This is a genomic window from Caldiplasma sukawensis, from assembly GCF_052315375.1.
In the GTDB taxonomy this organism is placed as follows: Archaea; Thermoplasmatota; Thermoplasmata; order Thermoplasmatales; family Thermoplasmataceae; genus Cuniculiplasma.
Map to the genome: position 1 here is coordinate 200,499 of NZ_JBLSDG010000001.1, position 26,064 is coordinate 226,562.

25 protein-coding genes are annotated in these 26,064 nt (G+C 36.4%); 15 read left to right on the top strand and 10 right to left on the bottom strand.

Annotated features, from left to right (window positions below):
- Window positions 1-4 precede the first annotated feature (4 nt).
- The gene (locus ACNF4Z_RS01010; RefSeq protein ID WP_458327379.1) at window positions 5-412 is read left to right on the top strand and encodes a metal-dependent transcriptional regulator; all 408 of its coding nucleotides are present in this window, start codon (window positions 5-7) and stop codon (window positions 410-412) included.
- Here the strand turns inward: ACNF4Z_RS01010 and ACNF4Z_RS01015 are convergent.
- Window positions 409-1,356, bottom strand: a complete 948-nt coding sequence (locus tag ACNF4Z_RS01015; RefSeq protein ID WP_458327380.1) for an asparagine synthetase A — start codon at window positions 1,354-1,356, stop codon at window positions 409-411. The two genes, ACNF4Z_RS01010 and ACNF4Z_RS01015, sit on opposite strands and share 4 nt — an antisense overlap.
- 124 nt (window positions 1,357-1,480) lie before the next feature.
- Between ACNF4Z_RS01015 and ACNF4Z_RS01020 the strand changes: the two genes are divergently transcribed.
- The 5 genes from ACNF4Z_RS01020 to ACNF4Z_RS01040 all read left to right on the top strand — a co-directional run bounded on the left by ACNF4Z_RS01020 (window position 1,481) and on the right by ACNF4Z_RS01040 (window position 5,480).
- Window positions 1,481-1,912: an Lrp/AsnC family transcriptional regulator gene (locus ACNF4Z_RS01020; protein ID WP_458327381.1), complete on the top strand. Its 432-nt coding sequence runs from the start codon at window positions 1,481-1,483 to the stop codon at window positions 1,910-1,912.
- Between the two features lie 67 nt (window positions 1,913-1,979).
- Window positions 1,980-3,116: an MFS transporter gene (locus ACNF4Z_RS01025; RefSeq protein WP_458327382.1), complete on the top strand. Its 1,137-nt coding sequence runs from the start codon at window positions 1,980-1,982 to the stop codon at window positions 3,114-3,116.
- A 56-nt stretch (window positions 3,117-3,172) separates the two neighbouring features.
- On the top strand, window positions 3,173-3,562 hold the full coding sequence (locus tag ACNF4Z_RS01030; protein WP_458327383.1) for a PaaI family thioesterase: 390 nt from the start codon (window positions 3,173-3,175) through the stop codon (window positions 3,560-3,562).
- A 5-nt stretch (window positions 3,563-3,567) separates the two neighbouring features.
- On the top strand, window positions 3,568-4,722 hold the full coding sequence (gene coaBC / locus ACNF4Z_RS01035; protein WP_458327384.1) for a bifunctional phosphopantothenoylcysteine decarboxylase/phosphopantothenate--cysteine ligase CoaBC: 1,155 nt from the start codon (window positions 3,568-3,570) through the stop codon (window positions 4,720-4,722).
- Complete coding sequence (locus ACNF4Z_RS01040) at window positions 4,719-5,480, top strand: carbon-nitrogen hydrolase family protein (RefSeq protein ID WP_458327385.1); 762 nt, start codon at window positions 4,719-4,721, stop codon at window positions 5,478-5,480. Before coaBC ends, ACNF4Z_RS01040 begins: the two co-directional genes overlap by 4 nt.
- Here ACNF4Z_RS01040 and ACNF4Z_RS01045 read toward each other — a convergent pair.
- Window positions 5,433-6,137, bottom strand: a complete 705-nt coding sequence (locus ACNF4Z_RS01045) for an alpha/beta fold hydrolase (protein ID WP_458327386.1) — start codon at window positions 6,135-6,137, stop codon at window positions 5,433-5,435. The two genes, ACNF4Z_RS01040 and ACNF4Z_RS01045, sit on opposite strands and share 48 nt — an antisense overlap.
- 140 nt (window positions 6,138-6,277) lie before the next feature.
- Here ACNF4Z_RS01045 and ppdK point away from each other — a divergent pair, with 140 nt between their 5' ends.
- From ppdK to ACNF4Z_RS01060, 3 genes are all read left to right on the top strand, one after another.
- On the top strand, window positions 6,278-8,959 hold the full coding sequence (gene ppdK, locus ACNF4Z_RS01050) for a pyruvate, phosphate dikinase (RefSeq protein WP_458327387.1): 2,682 nt from the start codon (window positions 6,278-6,280) through the stop codon (window positions 8,957-8,959).
- A gap of 72 nt (window positions 8,960-9,031) precedes the next feature.
- Complete coding sequence (locus ACNF4Z_RS01055) at window positions 9,032-9,811, top strand: DODA-type extradiol aromatic ring-opening family dioxygenase (protein ID WP_458327388.1); 780 nt, start codon at window positions 9,032-9,034, stop codon at window positions 9,809-9,811.
- A gap of 40 nt (window positions 9,812-9,851) precedes the next feature.
- On the top strand, window positions 9,852-10,667 hold the full coding sequence (locus ACNF4Z_RS01060) for an MqnA/MqnD/SBP family protein (RefSeq protein ID WP_458327389.1): 816 nt from the start codon (window positions 9,852-9,854) through the stop codon (window positions 10,665-10,667).
- 6 nt (window positions 10,668-10,673) lie between these two features.
- Here ACNF4Z_RS01060 and ACNF4Z_RS01065 read toward each other — a convergent pair whose 3' ends face one another.
- The gene (locus ACNF4Z_RS01065) at window positions 10,674-12,413 is read right to left on the bottom strand and encodes an MFS transporter (RefSeq protein WP_458327390.1); all 1,740 of its coding nucleotides are present in this window, start codon (window positions 12,411-12,413) and stop codon (window positions 10,674-10,676) included.
- Window positions 12,414-12,508: 95 nt separating this feature from the next.
- On the opposite strand from ACNF4Z_RS01065, the gene ACNF4Z_RS01070 reads away from it, so the two are divergent.
- Genes ACNF4Z_RS01070 through ACNF4Z_RS01080 form a run of 3 tightly spaced genes read left to right on the top strand, consistent with a single transcriptional unit; the run spans window position 12,509 to window position 15,614 of the window.
- Complete coding sequence (locus ACNF4Z_RS01070; RefSeq protein ID WP_458327391.1) at window positions 12,509-13,051, top strand: hypothetical protein; 543 nt, start codon at window positions 12,509-12,511, stop codon at window positions 13,049-13,051.
- A 58-nt stretch (window positions 13,052-13,109) separates the two neighbouring features.
- The gene (gene vat / locus ACNF4Z_RS01075; protein ID WP_458327392.1) at window positions 13,110-15,353 is read left to right on the top strand and encodes a VCP-like ATPase; all 2,244 of its coding nucleotides are present in this window, start codon (window positions 13,110-13,112) and stop codon (window positions 15,351-15,353) included.
- Window positions 15,354-15,362: 9 nt separating this feature from the next.
- Window positions 15,363-15,614, top strand: coding sequence for a PRC-barrel domain-containing protein (locus ACNF4Z_RS01080; protein WP_458327393.1), 252 nt, complete (start codon window positions 15,363-15,365; stop codon window positions 15,612-15,614).
- 17 nt (window positions 15,615-15,631) lie between these two features.
- On the opposite strand, the gene prf1 is transcribed toward ACNF4Z_RS01080, so the two are convergent.
- Window positions 15,632-16,870, bottom strand: coding sequence for a peptide chain release factor aRF-1 (gene prf1 / locus ACNF4Z_RS01085; protein ID WP_458327394.1), 1,239 nt, complete (start codon window positions 16,868-16,870; stop codon window positions 15,632-15,634).
- A gap of 44 nt (window positions 16,871-16,914) precedes the next feature.
- Here prf1 and pyrH point away from each other — a divergent pair, with 44 nt between their 5' ends.
- A complete protein-coding gene (gene pyrH / locus ACNF4Z_RS01090) occupies window positions 16,915-17,589 on the top strand; it encodes a UMP kinase (protein WP_458327395.1) in 675 nt (224 codons plus the stop codon).
- Window positions 17,590-17,595: 6 nt separating this feature from the next.
- On the opposite strand, the gene ACNF4Z_RS01095 is transcribed toward pyrH, so the two are convergent.
- Both ACNF4Z_RS01095 and ACNF4Z_RS01100 read right to left on the bottom strand, forming a co-directional pair.
- A complete protein-coding gene (locus ACNF4Z_RS01095) occupies window positions 17,596-18,525 on the bottom strand; it encodes a 2-oxoacid:ferredoxin oxidoreductase subunit beta (RefSeq protein ID WP_458327396.1) in 930 nt (309 codons plus the stop codon).
- Window positions 18,515-20,416, bottom strand: a complete 1,902-nt coding sequence (locus tag ACNF4Z_RS01100) for a 2-oxoacid:ferredoxin oxidoreductase subunit alpha (RefSeq protein WP_458327397.1) — start codon at window positions 20,414-20,416, stop codon at window positions 18,515-18,517. Before ACNF4Z_RS01100 ends, ACNF4Z_RS01095 begins: the two co-directional genes overlap by 11 nt.
- 296 nt (window positions 20,417-20,712) lie before the next feature.
- Here ACNF4Z_RS01100 and ACNF4Z_RS01105 point away from each other — a divergent pair, with 296 nt between their 5' ends.
- Window positions 20,713-21,258, top strand: a complete 546-nt coding sequence (locus ACNF4Z_RS01105) for an AAA family ATPase (RefSeq protein WP_458327398.1) — start codon at window positions 20,713-20,715, stop codon at window positions 21,256-21,258.
- On the opposite strand, the gene purQ is transcribed toward ACNF4Z_RS01105, so the two are convergent.
- Genes purQ through ACNF4Z_RS01125 form a run of 4 tightly spaced genes read right to left on the bottom strand, consistent with a single transcriptional unit; the run spans window position 21,259 to window position 24,715 of the window.
- Window positions 21,259-22,047 carry a phosphoribosylformylglycinamidine synthase subunit PurQ gene (gene purQ, locus ACNF4Z_RS01110; protein ID WP_458327399.1) on the bottom strand — a complete coding sequence of 263 codons (789 nt, stop codon included), beginning with the start codon at window positions 22,045-22,047 and terminating at the stop codon, window positions 21,259-21,261.
- A 3-nt stretch (window positions 22,048-22,050) separates the two neighbouring features.
- Window positions 22,051-22,200, bottom strand: coding sequence for a 50S ribosomal protein L40e (locus tag ACNF4Z_RS01115; protein ID WP_458327400.1), 150 nt, complete (start codon window positions 22,198-22,200; stop codon window positions 22,051-22,053).
- Between the two features lie 43 nt (window positions 22,201-22,243).
- The gene (locus ACNF4Z_RS01120; protein WP_458327401.1) at window positions 22,244-23,806 is read right to left on the bottom strand and encodes a site-2 protease family protein; all 1,563 of its coding nucleotides are present in this window, start codon (window positions 23,804-23,806) and stop codon (window positions 22,244-22,246) included.
- A gap of 45 nt (window positions 23,807-23,851) precedes the next feature.
- A complete protein-coding gene (locus ACNF4Z_RS01125) occupies window positions 23,852-24,715 on the bottom strand; it encodes an aldo/keto reductase (RefSeq protein WP_458327402.1) in 864 nt (287 codons plus the stop codon).
- 150 nt (window positions 24,716-24,865) lie between these two features.
- Between ACNF4Z_RS01125 and ACNF4Z_RS01130 the strand changes: the two genes are divergently transcribed.
- Window positions 24,866-26,026 (top strand): alpha-hydroxy-acid oxidizing protein, encoded by a 1,161-nt coding sequence (locus ACNF4Z_RS01130; protein WP_458327403.1) that lies wholly within the window; start codon window positions 24,866-24,868, stop codon window positions 26,024-26,026.
- Window positions 26,027-26,064 lie beyond the last annotated feature (38 nt).

Genomic DNA, 26,064 nt, shown 5'->3' on the forward strand with positions numbered 1-26,064 from the left:
ATGGATGAGTGAGAAAGTAACCAGGAAGGAGAGAGACTGTCTTCTCATTGTTGGTGAACACAATGAAAATTTCCCGCTGAGACTCATCGATCTATCAAAATCAATGGGTATAAAACCGCCAACGGCAATTAATGTCATAAAAAGACTGGAAGATAAAGGTCTCCTTCTAAAGGAAAAGGGTATGATAGAGATCACTCAGAGTGGTAGTGAACTTTACAATGAAATAATGGAAAACCACAGGGTTTTAGAAAGTTTATTGAATAGATACGGTATTGATATAAAAAAATGTTGTGAAATAGCTTCAAGCCTTGATTATCTCATTGATCATGATGCAGTAGATAAAATTTTTGATGGTTTAGGAAAGCCATCAAAATGCCCTCACGGGAGGAATATAGAACAGTTCCATGATTAAATGGATATCTCACCAGGAACTTTTGGGAATAGTAATATCTCTTTAACATTTTTCACTCCACACACATATCTGAGAAGCCTCTCTATACCTATACCAAACCCGGCTGATGGCTCTATACCTAATTTTGCAAATTCTATGAAAAATGAAAATTGTTCAGGCTTTTGGTCTTTCAGTCTTATCCTCTCAAGTATCCTGTCTATATTGTATTCCCTTTCCCCTCCGGAAGATGCTTCTCCATAGCCCTCCGGATAAATTAAATCCATGTCCATTAGTACACCGGGCTCATCTTTTTTCTCCAGATCGTAAAATTCACGTTCCTTTAATGGAATATCAATGATCCAGAAAGGCTCTCTAGCCTGTTCAGAAAGTATTTTCTCAAATTCTTCTCCATATTTTTCCCTTGCCTCACCGTATCTTATTCTTTTAAAAGGTCTCTGGAATTTAGGTAATTCTCTTCCAAAATATTTCAGTTCATCTGGATTCTCTCTTTTTACGTCTTCAATTACTTTTATGATAATTTCTTCCTGAATCTCCATCATCTGTTCCCTACTATATCCTTTTGCCTCCACATCAACCTGTGTGAATTCAAGTAGATGCCTTCCAGTTAATCTCTTATCTGAAGTTTCCAGTCTTACGTTTGGGGAGAAAATAAAAATTTTTTCAAGGTGTTTTACTGCAATCTGCTTGTGGAATATCATGCTTTTTGTGAGTGCGTACTTATCTTCAAGATATGTAAATGAAGGATCATAAACTGGATGGTTAAGTGGGTCTGTAATAGGGGAAAATATAACCGGTGGTATCTCCAGAAAACCTTTGGATCTCAGAATCTCACCAATAGATTTTCTCAAAGTTGTATGTATCCTCATTGCCTTTTTTACATCCTCAGTTCCCAGCCGTTTATGGCACTCAAAAACCAGCTTCTCATTTTTTTCTATAGTTTCCATATTCTGTTATTTAATGTGGGTAAATATCATTTGTTTATAAAATTTGAACTAATTGTTAATAAATTAATAAATATTATTTCTAAAGTAGACATAATGTTCATATATTTTTTCATAATCATATTATATGGATCAGAAGGATCAGATGATACTCGATTACCTTATGGAAAAGGGAAGGGATAAAATAGCCGACATATCCAGAAAGTTAGACATTCCAAGGATAACTGTGTATGAGAGAATAAAATCAATGGAGGAAAGAGGTATTATAAGAAAATTTACGGCAATACCTGATTATAGACAGATTGGACTTCCTGTTGTTGCATTTATTTTTATACAGTACGATCCAAAATCTGGGAGATCCCAGAGAGAAGTGGCCCTGGAAATTTCACATTTAAAATTCGTATATGAAGTTCACATAGTTGCAGGCCAATGGGATATGCTCGTTAAGGTGAGGGTTCCGGATAATGATGGGCTTGGAAATCTTGTACTGGACAAACTTCGTTCAATACGTGGAATCGAAAAAACTGAAACAATAAGTGTATTTTCCTCTTTAGAATAATTTATCTTATTCAATACATTATGGTCAGACGCATTTAACAAATATACAGAAAATTTCAATTGCAAGTATGATGAGAGGGCTGGGATACTCATCTGTATGGATATTCTCTTCCCTATACTATATCATAATACTTCATTGGACATATTTGAATATTTCTGAGGTATTTGTAATTGGGGGAATTTTATCTGCCATTGGTCAACTATATGGTGGTGTGGTAGGTGATAGATATGGGTACAGAAAATTTTATGCCATATCATACGCATTAATTTCAATTTTAATTGGCCTTATGGCATTTTCACAGACAATAATGATGTCCGGATACCTATATAGCGCAGTATTCACTGGAATAATGTTTATTAACGGTTTTCAGAACCCCCAGGCAAGCTCAATTATATCCATGGAGAGCCAGATCCAACTAAGAGGTTTTTCAATCTTCAGGGTAGCTAATAATATCGGGTGGGGGGTAGGCCCCGGGCTCGGCGGTTTTTTTATATATTATTTCGGTTTTCACTCCATTTACATATTTGCATTTATGACAATCCTGATAGCATTGTTTTTTGCTTTTACGGTTACACCAGTGAATTTATCTGAGATTAAACCAAGGCAGCTAAATTTTAAAACAGACAATCTGGCCCTCATAATTTTGTCTGTGAGCGGATTTCTTCTTTTCACTGTTCAGGCTCAAGAAACAATAACATTATCTACATATTCACACTCAGTTTTTTCAGGCAATTTCATAGAGATAGGGCTAATATACATGATCAATGGAATAATGGTTGCAGTTTCCCAGCAGTTTGTTTACAGGCTAATAAAAGATCGTAATGAGTACATACCTCTAATTCTTGGAAATCTTATTTACACATTAGGCTTCTTTTCCTATGGAATGGGTAACAACCTCACTGATCTTTCCCTTTCAACGGTAATTTTTACAGTTGGAGAGGATCTTTCATTCCCAACCGGCAATTCACTGGTTGCCCAGATATCAAGAAGGAAAAATATTGGTAAAAATCTAGGTATTTACAATGCTTTTATTTCATTCGGAAGAGCCTTTGGTCCGCTTCTGGGGGGATTTGCCCTTACAATATCAACCAATCACATTATAATTTGGTTAATTGCCACTTCAGGCGGTTTTCTTTCAGCCATTCTTCCATTGATGTTCTTGGGGAAATTAAAATATTATAGAGAGGTAATATCTAAGGAATGATATATAAAAGAAAAAGTTTCAGAAAATATATATCATTATTACATATTATATGAACGTTGCAGAGAACTGAGCATTTAATAAAAGCTGAAAAGTTTGCAAGCCGAAAGAACATAAATGTTGTTTTGGCTGAACCTGATCATACTGTGATAAAAGTGGAAATGGATGAAGAACTTTTGAGGGTTGGAAACATTTTAAATGGTGGATTAGCCTGCTATTTTATGGATCTATGCGGTGCATTGTCAGTTTTTTCTAATGAAGAAATTTTAAATGCAGTTACAGTCAGCCTGGATACAAAATTTATGGATACAGTTAAATGTGTTCATTTTATTGTGGAGTCCTGGGTTAAGAAAAAAGGAGGAAAACTGTTTTTTGTTGAAATAGTTATCAAGGACTCCGAAAATAAAAAGTGTATAAGCGCATCCGGAATATGGAATGTCTACAGGTAATGTATATGGAAAATGATAGCATTAAACCACTTTCTAACAAGCACGTAATTATTTCAATAGGAGGAAGTATTTCCAGTTACAGAGTGCCAGATATTATACGAGAATTGAAGAAAAACGGGGCAAGAGTTACGGCAATACTATCTGAGGCAGCAGGAAAAATTATTGGAGAACAGGCCATTGAATGGGCAACTGAGGAGAAGGTTATAACTAATCTTACGGGTAGGATGGAACATATAAGTCTCATTAAGGACTGTGATTATGATCACATTTTGCTTATGTGTCCCGCCACATATAACCAGATAGGAAAGATGGCCAGTGGAGTAGCTGATGGTGTTGGTGAAACTTTTTTTGCAAATGCTATTGGTTCAGGAGTAAAAATTTTCATCGCTCCAACAATGCATATGGAGATGTACAAAAATCCCATACTGGAAAGCAACATCAAAAAACTTGAGACTATGGGTGTTAACATAATTGAACCAAGAATTGAAGAAGGAAAGGCCAAAATTCCCTTTCCTGAGGATATAGTCTGGGGAATTTCAAGGGGAAAACCAAACGGAAAAAAAGTACTTATAATTTCAGGAAAATCCGAAAACGATATTGATGATGTAAGAACCATAACAAATAAAAGCTCAGGAATAACAGGGTTAAATATTGCACATGAGGCTTATATGAGAGGATATGAAGTAACCCTGATTGGAAATGCGGAAGTTCAGATACCAAAAAGCATAAAATTTATACCTGCATTGAAAATTGATGAATTTTATACCAATGCATTGAGGGAAATTGAGAATACCCCTGATTACATTTTTCTTCCAGCAGCTTTATCTGATTTTAAGATAGAGAAGAAAAAGGGGAAAATTAAGAGTAATGAGGCCCTGAATTTGAAGGCAGAGCCAAGGGAAAAGTTGAGAGATCTTTTAAAATCAGTAATAGCAGAGAAAAATATAAAGTGTAAGTTAGTGGAATGGAAACTTTCAGATGGCACTGATAAAGTTACTTCAGGAATCGTTGTTAGAAATATGCTTTCAAACAATCCATTCGGAGAAAACGGAACATATTATGAAATATACTCCATGGGAAATAAATTATTTTCAGGAAATCTGGATAAGAGAAAACTCGCTTTTAAAATATTTTCATTGTTGGAGAAGGGTTCAATATGAAAATTAAAATAACCGGTTTTCAGACCAATATCTTGAAACTTGATGAGGTTTCAACTTTTTTAAGAAACATAGATGAAAAATCTGACATAATAATGTTTCCTGAGAGATTCATTAACGGTGTTTTTGAAGAAATCCCAATAGATATCAAAAAAATTTTTGAGGAGTTTTCCAAAGGAAGGACGGTTATTTTTGGATCCATATTGATAAGAAGAATGGCAAGGATATATAACAGGTCATATGTATACAATGATGGTCATGTTATAGGTTTTCAGGATAAAATAGTTCCATATGGAAGTGAAAAAGGGCAAATCACTGGAGGAAATGCAGTTAAAATATTCAAAAACCCCAATTATTCTTTTTCTGTTGCAGTTTGCTACGATATAGATTTCCCATTTTTTGCAGCTGTGTCAAGCAGAAATAAAAGTGATATGATATTGAATCCATCCCTCATAATTAAGGGATTTCATGATGAATGGCACACATACATATCTGGAAGATCCCTTGAAAACAGGATACCTATTATATCTGTTAATTCACTAAATCCATTATTTGACGGCGATTCAATTGCATGCATTCCATATGAAGATGATCCGGGTGTAAGAATATCAAAGTTTTTATGTGAAAACATGGAAAAGTTCAGCGTTGTTGTGGATCCTGAAAAGATAAGGAAAAGAAGGGATATGAGAAGGGAAGAAGATCCGGGAATTTATTCATTTCCAGTTAAGGAAATCAGATATGGAATGGCAAACATACTCTAAATTATCCTGTAATGGTGTGTGTCCCGCATCTTTAATAATAACGAATTTAGACTGTTTAATTTTTTCCGCCATAATTTTCCCGTAAATAGGCGGTATCAGTTTGTCCCTTTCCCCCCAAATTATAAGGGTTTTTTTATTTATTTTTGACAAATCCTCATCCTTTATTTTGTATATTTCATTGGAATTCTCCAAGATTATTTCTCTTATTATTTCTGGATCATTTTTTGGGTTCATATTCATTACCCTTTCAAGCATAAAGTCGCCTTTTCCGGTTTCACCAACCCCTGGAGAAACCCCAGCACTATCTATCAATATAATTTTTTCTGATTTTGTATCCATCCTGCTTTCCATATAAAGGGAAACCCACCCACCATAGGAGTGACCTCCAATTATGAAATTTTCAAGTCCTAATTTTTCAATCATTTCAAAGATGGATTTTGCCTGAATATCCACTGAAAGTTTATGCATCTTCTGAGATCTTCCATGTCCAAGTAAATCTGGTAATATAAAACCAAACTCGTCACCTGAGCATGAGCTAAGTTTTAAAAAATTATTTCCCATTCCACCCAATCCATGAAGCAGTAAAATTACCTTTTTACCATTTTTATATAAATACGAAATTCTTCCAAAGGAGGTTTCAATGTAATCTCTTCTCATATATATGCCTATCTGTTCTGAAGATAAAAAATTTTTTAGATTTGATCAAAAAAATATTTTATAAAATTTTTTCAATATAATATTATAGATTTTAACAAAAAATTATAGAAAAAATATTTATACAAAAAAGATAAGCAAACATGGGTTCGGATAAAAAATATGTATACCTGTTTTCTGAAGGTTCTAAAGAAATGGTTGACCTGCTTGGGGGGAAAGGTGCTGGCCTCGCAGAGATGACATCCCTTCACCTGAATGTGCCCGCAGGTTTTACCATTACAACTGAGGCATGCAGAGAATTTCAAAGAATAGGAAAGTTTCCAGATGGTTTGATGGATCAGGTTAAAAATGGTTTTGAAAAGATTGAAAAACAATCTGGAAAAAAATTCGGAGATCCTGATAATCCTCTTCTGGTATCAGTAAGATCAGGTGCTAAAATAAGCATGCCTGGTATGATGGATACAGTACTGAATGTGGGTTTAAACGATCATAGTGTTTCCGGTTTATCGAAAAAATTCAAAAACGAAAGATTCGCAATGGATTCATACAGGCGTCTAAAGCAAATGTTTGGTGAAATAGTTTTGTCCATACCACATTCCGAATTTATGGAGGCACTTGATGGATTAAAAGAAAAACTTGGCATTTTATATGATTACGAACTCAGCGTTGAGAATTTAAAAGAACTCATAAAAATCTATGATAAGATTTATTCTAAACATGATAAAATTTTTCCACAGGATCCATGGAAACAGCTTGAGATGGCAATTGAGGCAGTGTTCCATTCCTGGAACTCTGAAAGGGCTAAAGTTTACAGAGAACTTAACAGAATCCCGGATGATCTTGGTACTGCAGTGAATATAGTCGAGATGGTATTTGGAAACATGGGGGAGAACAGTGCAACAGGTGTTGCATTCACAAGAGACCCTAACACTGGCGAAAAAAGGATAGTTGGAGAATTCCTACAAAATGCACAGGGTGAGGATGTTGTTGCTGGAATCAGAACACCAAGGGATGTACGGGAGATGGAGGTACTAATGCCGGTAGCTTACAGGGATTTCTTAAAATCTTGTGACATATTGGAGAGGCATTACAGAGATATGCAAGATATAGAATTCACAGTTGAAAATGGAAAATTTTATCTGCTTCAGACAAGGTCTGGAAAGAGAAGTGCCAGGGCAGCAGTGAGAATTGCTGTTGAGATGTACAGGGAAAATCTGATTTCCTTGGAAGAGGCAGTAATGAGGATCACTCCAGAGACACTTGATATACTGTTCCACCCACAGGTAAAATACAATGGTAAGGAGAACATACTGGGGAAGGGTTTGGCTGCCTCTCCTGGAGCCGCTTCAGGATCAGTATACTTTTCTTCGGAAGATGCAATAGAAGCTCATAAATCAGGTAAAAAAATAATTCTTGTAAGACAAGAAACAACTGCTGATGATGTGAGAGGTATGGCAGTATCCGAAGGATTTTTAACACAGAAGGGTGGAATGACATCTCATGCAGCAGTAGTGGCGAGGGCAATGGGTAAACCTGCTGTGGTTGGGGCAGAAAAAATGACAGTAAATTTAAAAGAAAAGTTTTTTTCAATAAACGGAACCACAGTGAGAGAGGGGGAGGTGATAACGGTTGATGGCACCTCAGGTAATTTTATTCTTGGAAAATGCGAACTTGAGGTTATAAAAAATGACGTTTTCACAGATGAACTGCTCTCTATGGCAGATAAAATAAGAAAACTTGGAATAAGGGCAAACGCAAATACACCTGAGGAGGCTCAACTTGCAAGGAAAAATGGTGCAGAAGGCATTGGACTGGCCAGAACTGAAAGGATGTTTTTGGGAAATGAAAGAATTGGTATAATGAGGGCAATGATAATGAGCAGGACAAGGGAGGAAAGGGAGGCGCAACTTTCCCGTTTGATGCCTATGCAGGTACATGATTTCGAAGAATTTTTCAGGACTATGGATGGCTTTCCTGTAATAATCAGGTTGCTTGATCCTCCATTGCACGAATTTCTTCCCGACACTGAGGAGATAATGGAAGAGATATTCTCACTTAAATTTAGGTTAACAAAGGCCAATGATACTGAAGAGCTTGAAAAAATCTTAAATTCCATAAGGGAGAAGGAAGACCTTCTGAATGTTGTAAAATCCTTGAGAGAGTTCAATCCAATGCTTGGCTTCAGAGGTTGCAGACTTGGTATAGTATATCCTGAAATATACAACATGCAGGCCAGGGCAATAATGAGGGCTGCCATGTCAATCAAAAAGGAGGGTAAGAAAATCCTTCCAGAGATAATGGTTCCATTGATTGGAACAGAAAAAGAGATGGAGAATTTGAGAACAAACATAGAAAACAGTATAAAACAGGAGCTTGGAAACGATTTTATTGAATACAAAATTGGGACTATGATTGAAATACCAAGAGCTTGTGTTACAGCTGATAAAATTGCAAAACATGCTGAATTCTTCTCTTTTGGAACAAATGATCTTACACAGATGACTTTTGGTTATAGCAGGGATGACGCTGAGGGAAAATTCATTCCAAGATATCTGGATGAAAAAATAATTCCAAACGATCCATTCAGGACACTTGATACTCAAGGAGTGGGACAGCTAATGGAAATGGCAGTAAAAAAGGGAAAATCTACAAGAAAGGACCTTGAAATAGGCATATGTGGTGAACAGGGGGGAGATCCTGAAACAATTTATTTTTGCAGAAAAATAAATCTGGATTACGTATCTGCAAGTCCATTCAGAATACCAATAGCAAGACTTGCAGCTGCTAGAGCTGAGATAAGTTTGAAGGATCAAAGCGTTGATTAAAAAAAGAAACATATTCAATAACTTTTTATCAACATAGACTTTCTATTTATACTTAATTTATATATTCAGATAATGACAATTGAAAATATTTTTGTTATACCTCATGGAGACGAAATACTTACAAGACCAAATAATGAATCAGAGATAATGTTTTCAAGTATAAGGGAAAAAACAAAAAACGACAGAAGTGAGGTAATTCTAATAATATCACCACATTCCGTAAGATTGAGCAATGGAATAGGAATAGTACATACAGAAAACGTTTCATGTTACTACGAGATGGATAATTTTATCCTTAAGGAAAGTAGAAAAGTTGAAAGAAAACTTGCAGAAAAACTATCTGAAAATTTCAGGGAAGGTGTTCTCATAGATTTTGTGACATCATCAGGTGAATTATCTGATTTTCCAGAGGATTTTGGCTCTGCAATACCCTTGTATTTTTTTAAGGGAAGAAGCGTTGTAATAATTGGGCAACCTAGAATCAGCGACAGAAACCTCCTTATAAGATTTGGACAAATTTTACACAATGTTGCCGAGAACTATGGAAAAAAAGTGACTGTCATATTCAGTGCAGATCAGGCACATACACACAGTAAAACCGGCCCTTATGGTTACTCACCTGAAGCCGATGAATATGACAATATGATACAGGAATTTTTTGAAAAAAATAAGGTTTATAAAATAAGGGAGGTAAAGGATGAAATAATCGAGAAGGCCAAACCTGACAGTTACTGGAATATGGTAATACTTTCCGGGTTGATGGAAGGAAATAATTACGTAAGCAAAAAAGTTTATTACTATATGGAAAAATATTTTGGCATGATGTTTTGCACAATCGAAAAATCATTATAATTAGTACAATTCTTTTTATTGAATTAATTTATCCAGAACTATGAAATTAACAGTTGCTCACACACCGGATCCGGATGATGCATTTATGTTTTACGCGATGGTAACAGGAAAAATTGAAACATCGATGGAATATGAACAGATAATTAAAGATATTGAGACATTGAATAAAAATGCTGAGGAAGAGCTTTACGATGTGACAGCAATCTCAGCAAATGAGTATGCAAGGGTATTTAGAATATATCAGTTGACTCATTCAGGGGCAAGCTTTGGCATAAATTACGGTCCAATAGTGGTTGCAAGAAGTGTGGTTGATTTTAAGAAAGCAAAGGTGGGAACACCAGGACCCGGAACATCATCTCATCTCCTTTTCAGAATGTTTGTTGAAAAAGATGCAACAATGATGCCCATGAGATTTGATATGATTCCCCAGGCAATAATCAGGGGAGAAATAGATGCTGGAATTATTATACATGATGAGCAGTTAACTTATCAACAGAAGGGTTTAATGAAAGTTGCAGACATATATGAAAAATGGAAGGAATATGCTGGTGACCTGCCAATACCCTTGGGTTTTAATGCAATAAGAAAAAGCCTTCCACAGGAAGTCAAAGATATGTACATAAAAGATTTTGAAAAGTCAATTAAATATGCCCTTGAACATACAGAGGAAGCAGCAAGATACGCAATGAAATATGCCAGATACAAGGACCTTGAACTTGAGACAAAATTCATAAAAATGTATGTAAATGAACTTTCCATAGATTTCGGACAAAGAGGGAAAGATGCCCTAAATCTTTATTTCGAAAAAGCTTTTAATATGAATCTACTTGAAAAATTCAAAATGGAAATAGTTTAAAAAAAATTAATTTTCTATTTTTGCATTTAGTTCAGTTATTTTCGATTGTTCTATCTTTGTCTTTGATTGCTCTTCACTCTGGAAAGTCTTTTCATCATAAATCACTCTTTTACCTCTTAGTGCAGAAAGAATGGCTGCAATAATGAATATGAAGAAGCCTGCGTAGAACGTCATTCTCAATGATTGCATGAAAGACCCTGAAATTGCAAGTGGAAACCATGTGTTACTCTCAAGTGTGGAAAGCACGGCTGGGGGAATTATTGTTGAAATGGGCCCTAGTGCACTAACTATAACTCCAACTGGGTTTTCTCCAAGAAAAGCAGCAAAAAGGGCTGAAGTTGGGGGAATTTTATCAAATATGGGTATCAGAACAGGAGCCCCTGATTTCGCAAGAGCAGGTGTGAATGATCCTGGAAGAAGTCCTGAAAGATATACAATAACTATGGTGAAGAATATTCCCATACTTGCAGTCTGCCCTGTATTCTGCAATGTTGACCTCATACCGGATGCAACACCTCTCATGTGTGGGGCCACAGAGTTCATAACTGCTGCAATATTTGGAGCTGCGAACAGACCCATGCCTGAGCCCATCATAAACAACATCAAAGCAAATGGTACGTATGCAAAATCATATGAAAGCGTTGAAAGAAGTAAGAAGGCAAATGCACTTATTACCAGACCAAGTGTAGATAGAAGTTTTGCACCCATCTTATCCGAAAGGGCTCCACTTATGGGGCCAAAGACCACAAAACCCAGCATCATTGGTATTGTGTATATACCTGCCCAGAAGGGAACACTGCTGAAGCTGTATCCATGGATGGGGAGCCATATTCCCTGAAGAAGAATTATTATCATGAACATCATTCCTCCCATTCCCATTGACTGAAGCATGGAAGCAAAGCTACCTGTTGTAAATGCCCTGTTCCTGAACAGTCCAAGATTGAACATTGGCTGTTCAACAACCCTTTCTATGAACACAAAAAGTATCAGGAGAGCAACACCCACAATCATTGATATGATCACCAGCGGGTTACCCCATCCCATTGATGAGCTACCGTAAGGCATCAATCCGTATGTAACACCTAGCAGAATAAGTGTGAGACCGCCTGCGAATGAAATATTTCCGGGAATGTCCAATTTTTGGTTTGCAATTCTCTGAGATTTATCCTTAAGCTTTGCATATGACCAGACTGTTCCAAGAATTCCAACAGGAACGCTCACAAGGAACACATATCTCCAGTTTATTACTGAAAGGATACCTCCAAGTATAAGTCCAATCAATGATCCCGCAAGAGCTGCTATCTGATTTATACCCATTGCTTTCCCCCTTTCAGTTGGTGGAAAACTGTCTGTTATTATTGCAGCTGAATTTGCAAAGAGAAATGAGGCACCAACAGCTTGTATCATCCTGAAAATGATCAATTCAAGAGCACCCTGGTCCCCCTTTCCCGGTGTTAGAAAGAGTAGAATTGATCCTATTGTAAAAACAAGAAATCCAAGGTTGAATAATCTAACCCTCCCAAAAATATCTGAGAGTCTTCCAACTGTTACAAGCATGACAGCTGTAACTATCATGTAACCCATCAAGATCCACAAAAGGTATTGGAATGAAGAACCCAAAAATGGATCAATACCTATACCTTTGAATATAGGGGGTAATGATATTAGGATAATGGTTCCATTTATTGAAGCCATTAAAACTCCCAGGGTTGTATTTGAAAGAGCCACCCATTTATATTGAACCAATAAATCACCAGCAGTTTATCACTTTTGAATATAAATAGTTAAGTAATAATCAATTTATACATTAAATATTAAATAGTCTCAAGTAATGTTCTTTTATGATTGGAAAAAAAACAACTGCCACACTTTCAGTTGTTCTCTTGATTATTTTTGCACTGATGGCTGGTGCAACAATTTTAAAGAGTAATGTTTCTCTTGGAACAAGTCAGGGTTATGCATATATAAATGAAAATTCAATAAATATCACAGGGTCAACTGTTGAAAAGGTTAATGTCAACGGTACATACAATTATGTTATAGTGAAGGAAATAGAGAGCAGCACTCAAACAATTAATATTAACTTCACACTTTATAGTTCAAGTTCCACTGTCTATGCTTTCAATTTTGCAAACTATACCGTTAATGGAATGAATTATAATATAACCCAGTTCAACAGCGTTTACAACTTTGAAAAAATTACAGGGTTTAAAAATGGCACTCAGATATCTCTGAAATTGTATGTAAATAGTTCAACTTTCAACATGTTACCATATTATAATCAATCGAATCCTTCAGCCACTTCATTTGTGGACAAGATATTATTGCTAACAGGAACAGATGGTTTTGCTTATTTCTATTTTATTATTGTTAAAATCCCATAATAAATACAATCTACCTTTTTTTAATTACCATTAAATAGTTAAAAAAAATTTACCAAATATGTCTTACGTTGAAGGGGAAGGCATTTTTCTTAGAGTTGCAGAATCCAATCCTACTGATCCAGGAATGTCAAGGGTGAGACTTGACTCAGATGCACGAGCTCAATTAAATGTTGATATAGGCGATGTGGTGGAAATTGAAAAAAGCAAAAAGACTGTGGGGAGGGTCTTTAGAGCAAGAAATGAGGATGAAGGAAAGGGAATAGTTAGAATTGACAGCGTAATGAGGAACAATTGTGGGGCATCAATAGGTGACAAAGTTAAGGTAAAAAAAGTAAGAACTGAAATCGCCAGATCAGTTGTGCTTGCACCCATAATAAGAAAGGAGCAGAGGTTGAAGTTTGGAGAGGGTATAGATGATTTTGTTCAAAGGGCTCTTTCAAGAAGGCCTATTATTGAACAGGATAATATTAGTGTGCCTGGGCTTACACTAGCTGGCCATTCCGGTCTTTTATTCAAAGTTGTTAAGACCATACCATCAAGAGTACCTGTTGAGATAGGAGAAACTACGAAAATAGAGATAAGGGAAGAGCCAGCTTCTGATGTTCTTGAAGACGTTTCGAAAATAAGTTATGAGGATATTGGAGGACTTTCAAATCAGTTGAGTAAGGTGAGGGAGATCATAGAACTCCCACTAAAGCATCCAGAGCTATTTGAAAGGTTAGGAATTAGACCACCGAAAGGCGTCCTTCTATATGGACCTCCTGGTACAGGAAAAACACTCATAGCAAGAGCGGTTGCAAACGAATCAGGGGCAAATTTCTACTCCATAAATGGACCAGAAATCATGAGTAAATATTACGGACAGAGTGAGCAGAAGTTGAGGGAGATATTCACAAATGCAGAGGAGAAAGAACCCTCAATTATATTCATTGATGAAATCGATTCTATAGCTCCAAAAAGAGAGGATGTTCAAGGAGAGGTTGAAAGGAGAGTGGTGGCTCAGCTGCTTACATTGATGGATGGTCTTAAGGAGAGAGGCCACGTCATAGTAATTGGAGCTACAAACAGAATAGATGCGGTGGACCCGGCCCTCAGGAGACCAGGAAGATTCGACAGAGAAATAAATATAGGGGTTCCAGATAAAAACGGGAGAAAGGAGATTCTGATGATTCATACAAGGGCAATGCCATTGAATATGGATGAGGATCAGAAGTCAAAGTTCCTTGATGAAATTGCAGATATGACGTATGGATTTGTGGGGGCAGATCTGGCAGCACTCTCAAGAGAATCAGCAATGAATGCCCTCAGAAGATATCTTCCAGAAATTGATCTTGACAAACCAATTCCTACGGAAATACTGGAAAAGATGGCGGTCACAGAGGATGACTTCAGGGAAGCTCTTAAAAGTATAGAGCCCAGTAGTCTAAGGGAAGTCATGGCAGAAATTCCTGACGTTCATTGGTCTGATATAGGTGGGATGGAGGAAGTTAAGAGGGAACTGAGGGAAAGTGTTGAAATGCCCTTACTTAACCCAGATGTATTCAAAAAACTTGGAATCAGAGCACCAAAAGGATTTCTTCTTTACGGACCTCCGGGTGTTGGTAAGACTTTGCTTGCTAAGGCTGTTGCAAATGAAAGCAATGCAAATTTCATATCTGTAAAAGGCCCTGAAGTTTTAAGCAAGTGGGTCGGAGAAAGTGAGAAGGCTGTGAGGGAAATCTTCAAGAAGGCAAAGCAGGTTGCACCATCCATTGTATTTTTCGATGAAATAGATTCAATCGCACCAAAAAGGGGATCATACGGTGATTCAGGTGTAACAGAGAGAATTGTAAATCAGCTTCTCACTTCTATGGATGGTGTTGAAGTTCTTCAGGGTGTTGTGGTTATTGGTGCCACAAACAGACCTGACATCCTAGATAATGCACTAATAAGAGCAGGAAGGTTTGATAAAATGATTTACATCCCTCCACCTGACCTTGAGGCAAGGTATCAGATTCTAAAAGTACACACAAAGAACATGCCTCTTGATAGCACAGTGGATCTGAGAAAAATAGCAGAGATTACGGAGGGATATGTTGGTGCAGACCTTGAAAATCTATGCAGAGAGGCTGGAATGATAAGTTACAGGAGAGATCCTTCAGTTTCTGGTGTGACTCATGAAGATTTCATAAATGCCACAAAAGTTATAAAGCCGTCAGTTGATGATGAGGTGGTAAAGTTTTATGAAAATCTTTCCAAGAACCTTGGAAAAAGCAGCAAAGAGAAAAGAAGGTCACTGGAGGAAACAGGACTTTACAACTGAGGGATAAATATGGAGAAAAAAGAGGTGCTAACGCTCTATAACAACATAAAGGATGCTCAGGTCTCAACAATGGGTGGAAGAAACCTTGGAAGGGTACTTGATCTTAGATTCAATCCAGTTACTGGAAGAATCCTATACCTTATTGTTGAGCCAAGAGAGAATGTGAAGACTGAATTCAAGTTTGATACAAACAACAACATAAGAATACCTGTAAGCCAGATTACCGTTGGACCTAACCAGATAATGGTGAAAGAGCAATAAAAATAAAAAATTTTTTCTTAAATTTGCTGCTTCTGGAGAGAATATCTTAATATACCTGCCAGTCCATTAAAAGCTTTTTTAAGAACCTCCCCTTCTTCACTTCCTTCACCGATTATTTCAACTGTTGCTCCAGAGTCTTCAGCCATTTTATAAAGTGTCTTTACAAGATCCTCTTCATGATCCATTTCCATTGAAGAACCGCAAACAGGGCATGTATTATCTTCAGGTCTGCTGCTGAACACTTCTTCATGTGAACATTGTGGACATTTATAATAATATTTTGTCCTTCGCAGACTTTCCGATATGAGAAGAAGATCCAATGCCTTTCGGTTCAGCGCATCAATAATCTCATTTTCACCATAAACTGCCAGCCCTTCAGGACCCTTTCTTATTTCTTTCATAAATCTGTTGATCAGATCCTTTTCCCTAGCTATCTCCAGATCCTTTATAGATTCAGATGCCTTTTCAACAAGTTCTCTCAGCCCTGATTCATCAGTGTAGCCAACGTCAAAAAGGTCAACAACTTTCTTCTTTATTTCGTTGAACATGTAATCATTTTCAAAAAAGAAATTTTTAGTAGCACCGGGACCTCCAATAAAAATACCCTTTATCTCCTTAATATTTGGCATAAAGGTATTATTTACTATATCTCCTATTTTTTTGAAATATTCATTTGCTGCAATTTCTATGAGTCTTTCATACCTTCGTGATGACTGTCCTCCCTGGTGATGTTTGCTTGGAACAAGTGATTGTTCGTTTGTCACCACCACTATGTTAGTACCATTTAGATATCCTATTGTGGCCTCTTTTCTGTCTATTACAATAAGACCATAAACCTCCTTCGGTTTCAATTGAATTTTCAAAGGGTCAAGGAAGAACTGAGAATCACATTTATATATAAATGTCTGTATTGGTTCTGGGGGTTCTATAATTTGACTGTACATCTCAGTCTGATCCCCTCGCTTCTGTATATGTCCCACAAAAAATACCAGTCCTGTTTCTGGAGGACTCTTATAATACTTAAGTTTGGACATTATGGATTCAATGGCAGATAGAACATTTTTTCTTGTTGATTTTGATTTTATATTTGCTGATGTGGAATATTCTTCCCTTAGATACTGTACCACGTCATATATCATCTTATCAGGGGGTATGTAGAGGCTGATAAGTTCGGTACCTCTTCCCCTAAGATTTTCCAGCTCCTCTAGAGCTTTTTTAAATTCATATTTTCTGAGCTGGGTTTCATCATTTCCCATAAACTCAAAATTTATAAATACTATATAACTCTATCAATTTTTCAATGGAAAAATTTGTCATTTCTCTTGGAGGGTCTCTTGTGATACCAGACCTTCCCGATCTGAAGTTTTTGAATTCATTCAGGGATTTCTGGAATAAGTTCGGTAATCAGTGTCTTGGAGTTGTCGTTGGAGGAGGTAAAACAGCAAGAAATTACATACAAAGCATGAAGCAATTTACTGATAACAACTTTTTTCTTGACGAGATAGGCATTCAGGCAACGAGAATGAATGCAAGACTGGTTTCATATGTTATAGACGTGGATCAGACTCATATTCCAGAGAGCATAAATGATGCCATTGACATGATAAATTCGCAGGGAAAAGTAGTTATGGGTGGAACAGTACCAGGACACACCACCGATACAGTAAGCATGTTGCTTGCAGAATCTCTTGGCATAAAAAAGGTTTACAATCTCACATCGGTTGATGGTGTTTACGATTCAGATCCTAAACAAAATAAAAACGCAAGATTCTTGAAGACCTTAAAATATGATGAAGCATTTAACTTATCATTAAGTTCCTACACGGGGGCTGGTAGCAATCAATTTATGGATTCAGTATCAATTCTTATTGCCAAGAGATCAAATATAAAAATTGTTATAATTGGTGGAAAGGATTTTTCTAATATTGAAAATGCAATCAATGAAAAGGATTTTAGAGGTACAATAATTGGATGAAATTATTCATCCTATGATTTTATCCTCAAATGTTTTTTCCGGATCAAGAACAGTGTAACCATCCTTTCCAACTATCTCCTGCTCTGCAGGGGTTATTTCCATGTAATTTGGAACATTTCTCTCTATTCTTTTGGTGAATGGCTCTATTAACCTGTTCTCGTAAAATATTCCTGTTGGTATCGAGTCTCCAAATTCCAGGGACTTTTCCATGGCCCTTGCAAATACAATTCCTTCTTCCTGCTGATTGTTTTTGTCAATTATTGGATTCCATGATTTATCCTTATCCTCTATTTTGTAAACTCTCTCTTTGAACCATTCCATTGTGTTCACATTATTATATGTAGGACAGGGCTGCAATACATCTATGAATGCCGAACCAGGGTGATTTATTGCCTTTTTGATTATTTCCTTAAGCTGTTTCATATCAAAAGAGAAACCCCTTGCAACAAAAGAATAACCAGAAGAAAGGGCTAGACTTATTGGATTTAACCTTGTGAAGATATTTGGTTTTGACAGACTCTTGGTCTTCTCACCTAGAGGCATTGTTGGAGCTGCCTGTCCCTTTGTAAGTCCATAAACCTCATTGTCAAACATAATTATCTTAACACCACTATTTCTCCTTCCTTCAGCAACCAGATGTCCAGCACCTATACCCATTAGATCCCCATCTCCTCCAGTCACTAAGACATTTAGTTTTGGGTTCGCCAATTTCACTCCGACTGCATATGGAACAGACCTCCCATGCAGTGTGTGAACTCCAGCCACATTTATATAATGTGGAGTTTTTCCTGAGCATCCTATTCCTGAAACCATCACCACCTGATGAGGATCAAAATTCATTTCGGTAAGAGCCTGAACAATTGAATTCAGTATACCAAAATCCCCGCATCCAGGGCACCAGTCAATAGTCAGATCCGTTTTAAAATTATGCACCATGTCTCAACACCACCTCATTTTTCACATTCTTGTTTATAATATCCCTAGAGGCTCTCAAAATTTCGTCCTCCGTCATATGTCTTCCATTATATTTTAAAATCCTGTTTTCAATCTTTATTCCTGTTTTTGATGTAACAATCTCAGCAGCCTGTCCCAAGAAATTGCTTTCCACATCAATTATCAATCTGGCTCCTGAAAGAATATTGTTCACAAATTCAGTTGGGAACGGGCTAAACATCTTTAAATAGAGAAGATTTGCATTAATTCCTTCTTCCTTCAAAAGATCAATCACATCAAGCACAGGTCCTTTTTGGCTACCCCAAGTGATAAATGTAATATCTGCATTTTTATCACCATAAAGTATAGCTCTGTCTTCCATTGGGACCTCCTGTTCCACAGTCTTAAGTTTTCTGAATCTTTTCTCCATCATTCTGTCCCTTATCTCTGAATCCTCAGTTACATGACCAAGTTCATCGTGTTCATCCCCAGTCATCCAGAATATATCCTTACCGAAGACTCCAAAGTTTGATACTCCGTTATCAGTATTCAGATTGTATCTTCTGAAAGAATCACCATGGGGAGACATATCAGGTCTCTCAATCTTAACCCTTTTCGTGTCAATTTCAGTTATGAAATCGGTTGAATTTGCCAGATTCTTATCAATAAGATGTATTACTGGCATCTGATATCTCTGAGCATAATTGAGAGCTTTCATGGAATCATATATGCATTCTTCCACATCACCTGATGATATTACCAACCTGGGAAACTCCCCATGACCTGTATTTAAAGCAAAGAAAAGATCAGATTGTCCATTTCTCGTTGGCAATCCTGTACTAGGACCGCCTCTCTGATACATAGTTATAACTAGTGGCACCTCATCTGTACCAGCAAATGATATGGCTTCTGCCATTAGTGAAAAACCAGGGCCACTCGTTGCTGTAGCTGCCCTAACTCCTGTAAGTGCTGCTCCAGATGCCATTGTAACTGCGGCAAGTTCATCTTCTGTCTGTACAACCACTACTCCTGCATCCTTTAATCTTTCCTTTTCATTTTCCATCCACTTAAGATGGCTGTGTTCTTCCATAATTGTACTTTCATCACTTGCTGGTGTAATGGGATAGTAGGTCTGGAATCTCAAACCACCCATTATCTTCCCAATTGCTGCACCATCGTTTCCAGTCAGGATAAACTTTTTCTCATGCTTCCTGTATGGTAGTTTATTCCCAATCAGGTTGTTTGTCTCACAATAGTCATATGCAGCACTGATAACTTTTAAATTTTCTTCTATTATAGCAGTTTTACCTGAAAATATTTGTTTTATACTGCTTTCCAGATAAGTCTTTTCTACACCTGCAATTGCCAATGTTATGGCAGCTCCAAATGTGTTAAAATATCTTGAAGGGACTCCTTCAGATATTGCAGACTGAACAACCTTTGTAAATGGAATACCTATTGGCTTTGCACCTCTTTTCTTCATCCATTCCAGAGCACCAGATATGTTAGTCTTGAACTTCTCCTCCTCAAGCATCTCCCTTATTTTTTTGGATGTGTCTCTCATTATCATTCTGGATTGGATAAGGTCAACCTTTTCAAAATCAGTATCGTAAATGATTTTGGTGTTATCTCCCACATCCTCCAGATGTTCAAAAATGGTGTCTGGATCAAGGGCAACTAGAAAATCCACCGGATATTTCAGGGATCTTGGTCTCTCTTCCTTAATTCTTACATGTGTGTAGCTGTGCCTTCCTTTGATGTTAGAATGATACTCTCTAACCCCAAAAACGTTATATCCTGTTTCAGCAAAGGCCCTGCTTATGATGTTTGATGATGTATCTATACCTCCACCTTGAGGACCTCCAACAGTTATGTTAATATCTGTTTTGTTCATCGAGAAAGGTATTGCATCTTAATTAAAATAGTTTTCAAAAGAATAATTGTCGTAATATTTTAATTTCATTATAGTAATTTTATTAAATTATTTTTTTTCAAGATCAAAATGTTTTTTAATGTCATGGTACGTTATTTTTATAAATTTTTGATTTTATTAAAAATTTTGAAAAATTGGTATTATTTAAAAGATCGAAACTTATTGGTTATTGTGAATTCTAAATAACGACCATTGAATAATAAAAATACCTGATTATTAGCAAAATATTTTAAGCAAGGTGAAATCACTTTTCCCTGATGATAATTGTTACAGGAATGCCCGGTGCAGGAAAAGATGAATTTATTAAGGTGGCAAGATCCATGGGTTTCATTGATTATCACATGGGTGAGACAGTAAGAAAATACGCCTCAATGAATGGAATTTCATTTATAGATTCTGAAATTGGAAAATTTGCTAATCAGGAGAGAGTTAAATTTGGGATGGATATATGGGCAAGGCGGCTCTCTGAGAATCTTAAGGAAAAAAAGAGAATTATTATAGATGGTTTGAGAAATCTTGAAGAACTTAACTATTTTAAAAGTCTTGGGAACAACGTAGTTCTAGTTGCCATATACGCGGAAAGAGAAGAGCGTCTAAGAAGAATACTTAAGAGAAATCGAGAGGATGATATAAAAAATCAAAGTGAACTGGAGTCTAGGGATAACAGGGAACTCGGATGGGGTATGGGAAATGCAATATCTCTTGCGGATTACATGATAGTTAATGACAGTACACTTGAAGATTTCCGTATAAATTCAAAAAAATTAATTGAAAAGATCATTGAAAATCATCCTGAAGTTTAATCAAATAATGGAAGCATACAAATATATGGATTTAAAAAATTTTTTACCCATCGGCTCCATTTTCTTAAGTTTGCCGTAGGTCGACATCTGATATTCATAAAAAATTCTCTCAGGATGAGGCATCAATCCTAAAACATTCCCTTTTTCCGAAGAAATTCCTGCTATTGATCCATAAGATCCGTTTGGATTCCATGGATAATCTTTAAATTCCCCATACTGATCAGTATATCTGAAAATTGCCCTTCCACTATCCATTATACTGCTTTGTTTATCCACATTTTCTGATATTATTAAATTTCCTTCCTTATGAGCAACCGGAACCTCAAAAACCTCATTTTTCTTAAACAAAGTATCAAAAATCTTGTTCCCACCCATATATTTGATAAAAATATGGCGGCATTCAAAATTTCCACTTTTGTTCACAGACAGGGCCATATCTTTAGAGCCATTTTTAACACTCAGCATTCCAGATTCCACAAGAACCTGAAACCCATTACATGTACCAATGATTGGTTTTCCATCCTCTTCCATCTTTTGTATTTTTTTTCCTGCTGCTTTCATTAATCTGGAAGCAAATATTATGCCTGCTCTCACATAATCTCCTGCAGAAAAACCTCCTGGGAGAAAAATGGCATCATAATTTTCAATATCTTTCCTATTTAATTCTATTTCCCTTATGTGTACGTAATCTGGCTTAAAACCAACTTCCTGGAAGGAGCGAAAAGCCTCCATCTCATTATTCGTCCCTTCCATCCTAAGAATAGCTGCCTTAAGTGGATTGGAATCCAAATTTTACTGCCCGCCCCTTCTTTCCTTAGCTTTCATCCTAAGCCCTGTATATCCACATCTTCTGCATTTTGTAGCCTTAACAGGGTTTCTTGCATCGCATTTCATGCAGATTTTCTTATTCAGTCTTCTTTCTATCGATTCAGCAAACGGCATCTATGATCCAGGGGAAATTTTTATTGAATTATTAAGGTTTTTCCTAAACTATCCTTGGTAGAATTAGAGTCAGTAGAATAAGAAAAATTATAAGCGTTGATACAAGTGATGTTATATTTGCAACATTTCTTTCATCCCTTAGGTATTTAAACCTCTCTTTTTTCGATGCAATCAAAAGGGTGTCTCTGAAAAATTGAGCACCGTCAAATATTATTGCCGGAAAGGCGTTAGTTAGAGCAAGAAGTATGTTTACCCAGAAAAACCAATAAAGCAGATTTGCAGTAAACCAAAATACATTATAACCAAGTGGAACAGAATATAGGTGTGCGAAGGCCGAGGGTACCGGTGATAACCCCTCCAATGGCAAACCGAAAATTGCAAGGTCATTTCTTACGTTGGTTGAATATACAATGTCGCCAAAAATAATGTTTTTGAAATAGTTCATTGGAACAAGTTCTAGACCTGCATATATTGTTTCCACGCCTATGAAAGATTCGTGTTTCATCTGCGGAGTTGCTGCTGACGGGTCATATTTTTCATAGTATGAATAAACGGATCCAGTAATGAAGGTTGTATTGTGGTAATTTAACCTTCCATATCCTTGACTGGACATATTTATTGTGGCAAACTCAACTGTGATATTGGTACCAGGATTAATCGAATTCAAATATTGTGAAAGCTGAGATTCGTTATATATTATGGTTTTATCAATTGATATAAGATAGGATCTGTTTGTAATATTCCCGTAAGCTCCATATCCTTCAATGGTGGAAACTACAAAAACTCCTGATAAAGTTTGACTTTGAATGAACGTTTTACCATTGTATAAAGTTACATTAACTGTTTTCCCGGGCATAATATTTGAATTGTATGCTATATCATATATATTGTTTCCTGAATAATTCCCAAACTTAACAAGTTCAGATGGATAACTTTCTGCCTTGAACATGGGGGTGCCTTCACATACGCCATCAAGATAAGAACCTGGCTCCTTCTGAACTGCCAGATGGGACATAGCAAGGGATAAAAGGAGAAAACAGATCACACCTATCACAAAATTTACTGCTATACCTGCACCCACAACTCTTCTTCTCGCAACAGGATCTGCCTTTTCAATCTGATCCTGTTTTGGCTCAACAAATGCACCTATTGGAACCACAAGAAACATTACACCAACTGAATTTACATCAATGTTGTGTTTCCTAGCCACTATTCCGTGAAACATTTCATGTATGATCACGGACAATGAAAATGCTATGAGCCCATAAATTATCGGTATATCTGGATTAATTCCAGGTAAAGCAATATATTCATTTAAAGGAATACTCTCTTTTACTGAGAAGGAAAGAATTGCACTGTATAACAAAATGGCAATTGCGGAAATTAGAAGGAAATAAACAATTGGTACGGAAAGTTTTGCGAAATACTTCTTATTTTTGTTCCCTGCTACCTTATCAAGAATTCCTCTGTTTTTTGTAATTTTTACAAGAAGTAATATTCCAAAATATGTTTGAAAATGTTTTGATTTATTGATTCTTGGCCTCAGTGAAACAAGAATAATTACCCATAAAAAAAGCACAAGAATCACTATTTCAAGATCATTCATGACTTACCCCTTATTCCAATTCTATTAAATATTGTTTATGTTAATTTAAAAGATTCCTGATAAGGAAACAAGCCAGCCCACTTTTTTTACAGTTGGAGTTTTTTTAAATTTTGAGAAATATGCAGAAATTTCATTTATTTCTTCTTCTGTCAAATTAATATCCATACTTTTTACATTCTCCCTGACTCTTTCAGGATTGGAACTTTTAGGTATTGCAACAACATTATTGTTTCTTGATGTTAACCAGGATAGGGCAATCTGATAGGGTGTTGAAGAGTATTTTTTCCCTAGCTTTTCCACTGGATTTTCTGGCAATGAAACTATTTTTTTCATATCTCCATGAACAAGTGGACTGTATGCTATTATGGTGATATTATTTTTAATACAGTAATCTAGCAACTCATCCTCAACATATCTGACCATGGGGCTATACTCCACCTGATTTGACACTATTTCATATTTTTTCATAGCGCTCTGGGCTTTTTTAAGCTGGTTGACATTGAAATTGCTAACACCAATGTATCTTATTTTTCCATCATCAACAAGTTTTTCCATTGCCTTCATGGTTTCCTCAATCTTCACGAAGCTCGTTGGAAAATGCAGTTGATAAAGATCAATTGTTTTTACTCCAAGTTTTTCTAGACTTCTGTTGCATGCCTTTATTACTGAATCATATCTAAAATGGGTTGTGAAAACCTTAGTTGCGATCACTATGTCTTCACCTGAAATGGCTTTTCCCACCATCTCCTCATTGTAATAGAATTCAGCTGTATCCACAAAATTAGCACCGGCCTTAATACCTTCCTTAATTGCCTGAACACTTTTCTCTGATTTGTCCATCTGCCAAGTTCCTATGCCAATTTTAGAAATTTTTATTCCTGTTTTTCCTAGTTCTGCGTACTTTGGCATGTGTCATGCATCCATTCCACAATAATATGTTTTGGCAATCTTTGATTAAATTTTATTATTTTTTAAATAATTTTATTCATATGAAATTTCATTTAATTTTATTAATTCTAATAATAAAGCAATCTTTATATCTTTCACCTCTTTTTAATCATGATGACAAATTTAGGAACACAGTACCAGCTTATGAGATATCTGAAGGCAGATGAAGAGGGGGATTTTCCAGTAAGCATAGAGAAATGGAGAGAATCTGCTAGAATGAAACTGGACAAAAACGCATGGTGGTATATTGAAAGCTCAGCAGGCAGCGGTTCAACCGAATTACATAACGAAGAAAGACTAAATCATTACAGAATAAGACCAAGGTATGCAAGAAATGTTGAAAACTCAACAATTTCTACTGAGATATTTGGAAAATCTTTCCTAACACCATTTATAATTGCTCCACTTGGTGCCATGTCAATAGTTAATCCACAGGCTGATCTCATAGGGGCAACAGTTGCTGAGAAACTTGGCCTTATATTCTGCCTATCCACTGTTAGTTCCTGGAGTATCGAGGAAGTGGCAAAAGCAGCACCTAATGCTGAAAAATGGTTCCAACTGTATCCAGGAAAGGACATGGATGTAATGAGAAATTTTGTAAAAAGGGCAGAAACCTCAGGATACAAGGCCATAGTGGTAACTTTTGATACAACAATGCTTGGATGGAGAGAGAAAGATCTGGAAAACAGGTACCTTCCATTTGTTGAGGGCCATGGCACTAAAAATTACTTCACCGATCCTTATTTTCTGAAAAGACTTTCAAAACCTGTTGAAGAGGATAGAATGTCAGCGATTATGGAATGGTCTTCTATATATGTAAATCCAGGATTTGACTGGGAATATTTCGATCATATAAGAAAATGGACAAGCCTACCAATTCTTGTTAAAGGTATAAACTCTCCAGAAGATGTAAAGCTTTCATTTGAGCATAAGGCGAACGGTGTTATTGTCTCAAATCATGGAGGAAGGCAGGTAGACGGAGCAATAGCATCAATAGACGCATTAAATGAAATAACTGGGGAAGGGAATTACGATGGTCATTTAATATTTGATTCAGGTGTCAGAAGAGCAGCAGATGTAATGAGAGCTTTTGCTCTTGGAGCAAATGCAGTTATGATAGGAAGACCTTACGCATATTCCATGGCAGTTGGAGGTGAGAAAGGGGTAGAGGCATATTTCAGGCAATTGATCGGGGAACTTTCAATACAGCTGGCCCTCTCCGGTTTCAATTCACTGAGGGAACTTGGAAGAAATAATCTTTCAATAATTTAATATTACAAAACATTAATAAAAAATTTTTCTGATAGAGA

Bases quoted from the DNA above. Each gene is read 5' to 3' on its own strand.
- ACNF4Z_RS01010 (WP_458327379.1), top strand. From the start codon at position 5: ATGAGTGAGAAAGTAACCAGGAAGGAGAGAGACTGTCTTCTCATTGTT.
- ACNF4Z_RS01015 (WP_458327380.1), bottom strand. From the start codon at position 1,356: ATGGAAACTATAGAAAAAAATGAGAAGCTGGTTTTTGAGTGCCATAAA.
- ACNF4Z_RS01020 (WP_458327381.1), top strand. From the start codon at position 1,481: ATGGATCAGAAGGATCAGATGATACTCGATTACCTTATGGAAAAGGGA.
- ACNF4Z_RS01025 (WP_458327382.1), top strand. From the start codon at position 1,980: ATGATGAGAGGGCTGGGATACTCATCTGTATGGATATTCTCTTCCCTA.
- coaBC (WP_458327384.1), top strand. From the start codon at position 3,568: ATGGAAAATGATAGCATTAAACCACTTTCTAACAAGCACGTAATTATT.
- ACNF4Z_RS01040 (WP_458327385.1), top strand. From the start codon at position 4,719: ATGAAAATTAAAATAACCGGTTTTCAGACCAATATCTTGAAACTTGAT.
- ACNF4Z_RS01045 (WP_458327386.1), bottom strand. From the start codon at position 6,137: ATGAGAAGAGATTACATTGAAACCTCCTTTGGAAGAATTTCGTATTTA.
- ppdK (WP_458327387.1), top strand. From the start codon at position 6,278: ATGGGTTCGGATAAAAAATATGTATACCTGTTTTCTGAAGGTTCTAAA.
- ACNF4Z_RS01055 (WP_458327388.1), top strand. From the start codon at position 9,032: ATGACAATTGAAAATATTTTTGTTATACCTCATGGAGACGAAATACTT.
- ACNF4Z_RS01060 (WP_458327389.1), top strand. From the start codon at position 9,852: ATGAAATTAACAGTTGCTCACACACCGGATCCGGATGATGCATTTATG.
- ACNF4Z_RS01070 (WP_458327391.1), top strand. From the start codon at position 12,509: ATGATTGGAAAAAAAACAACTGCCACACTTTCAGTTGTTCTCTTGATT.
- vat (WP_458327392.1), top strand. From the start codon at position 13,110: ATGTCTTACGTTGAAGGGGAAGGCATTTTTCTTAGAGTTGCAGAATCC.
- ACNF4Z_RS01080 (WP_458327393.1), top strand. From the start codon at position 15,363: ATGGAGAAAAAAGAGGTGCTAACGCTCTATAACAACATAAAGGATGCT.
- prf1 (WP_458327394.1), bottom strand. From the start codon at position 16,870: ATGGGAAATGATGAAACCCAGCTCAGAAAATATGAATTTAAAAAAGCT.
- pyrH (WP_458327395.1), top strand. From the start codon at position 16,915: ATGGAAAAATTTGTCATTTCTCTTGGAGGGTCTCTTGTGATACCAGAC.
- ACNF4Z_RS01095 (WP_458327396.1), bottom strand. From the start codon at position 18,525: ATGGTGCATAATTTTAAAACGGATCTGACTATTGACTGGTGCCCTGGA.
- ACNF4Z_RS01100 (WP_458327397.1), bottom strand. From the start codon at position 20,416: ATGAACAAAACAGATATTAACATAACTGTTGGAGGTCCTCAAGGTGGA.
- ACNF4Z_RS01105 (WP_458327398.1), top strand. From the start codon at position 20,713: ATGATAATTGTTACAGGAATGCCCGGTGCAGGAAAAGATGAATTTATT.
- ACNF4Z_RS01115 (WP_458327400.1), bottom strand. From the start codon at position 22,200: ATGCCGTTTGCTGAATCGATAGAAAGAAGACTGAATAAGAAAATCTGC.
- ACNF4Z_RS01120 (WP_458327401.1), bottom strand. From the start codon at position 23,806: ATGAATGATCTTGAAATAGTGATTCTTGTGCTTTTTTTATGGGTAATT.
- ACNF4Z_RS01125 (WP_458327402.1), bottom strand. From the start codon at position 24,715: ATGCCAAAGTACGCAGAACTAGGAAAAACAGGAATAAAAATTTCTAAA.
- ACNF4Z_RS01130 (WP_458327403.1), top strand. From the start codon at position 24,866: ATGATGACAAATTTAGGAACACAGTACCAGCTTATGAGATATCTGAAG.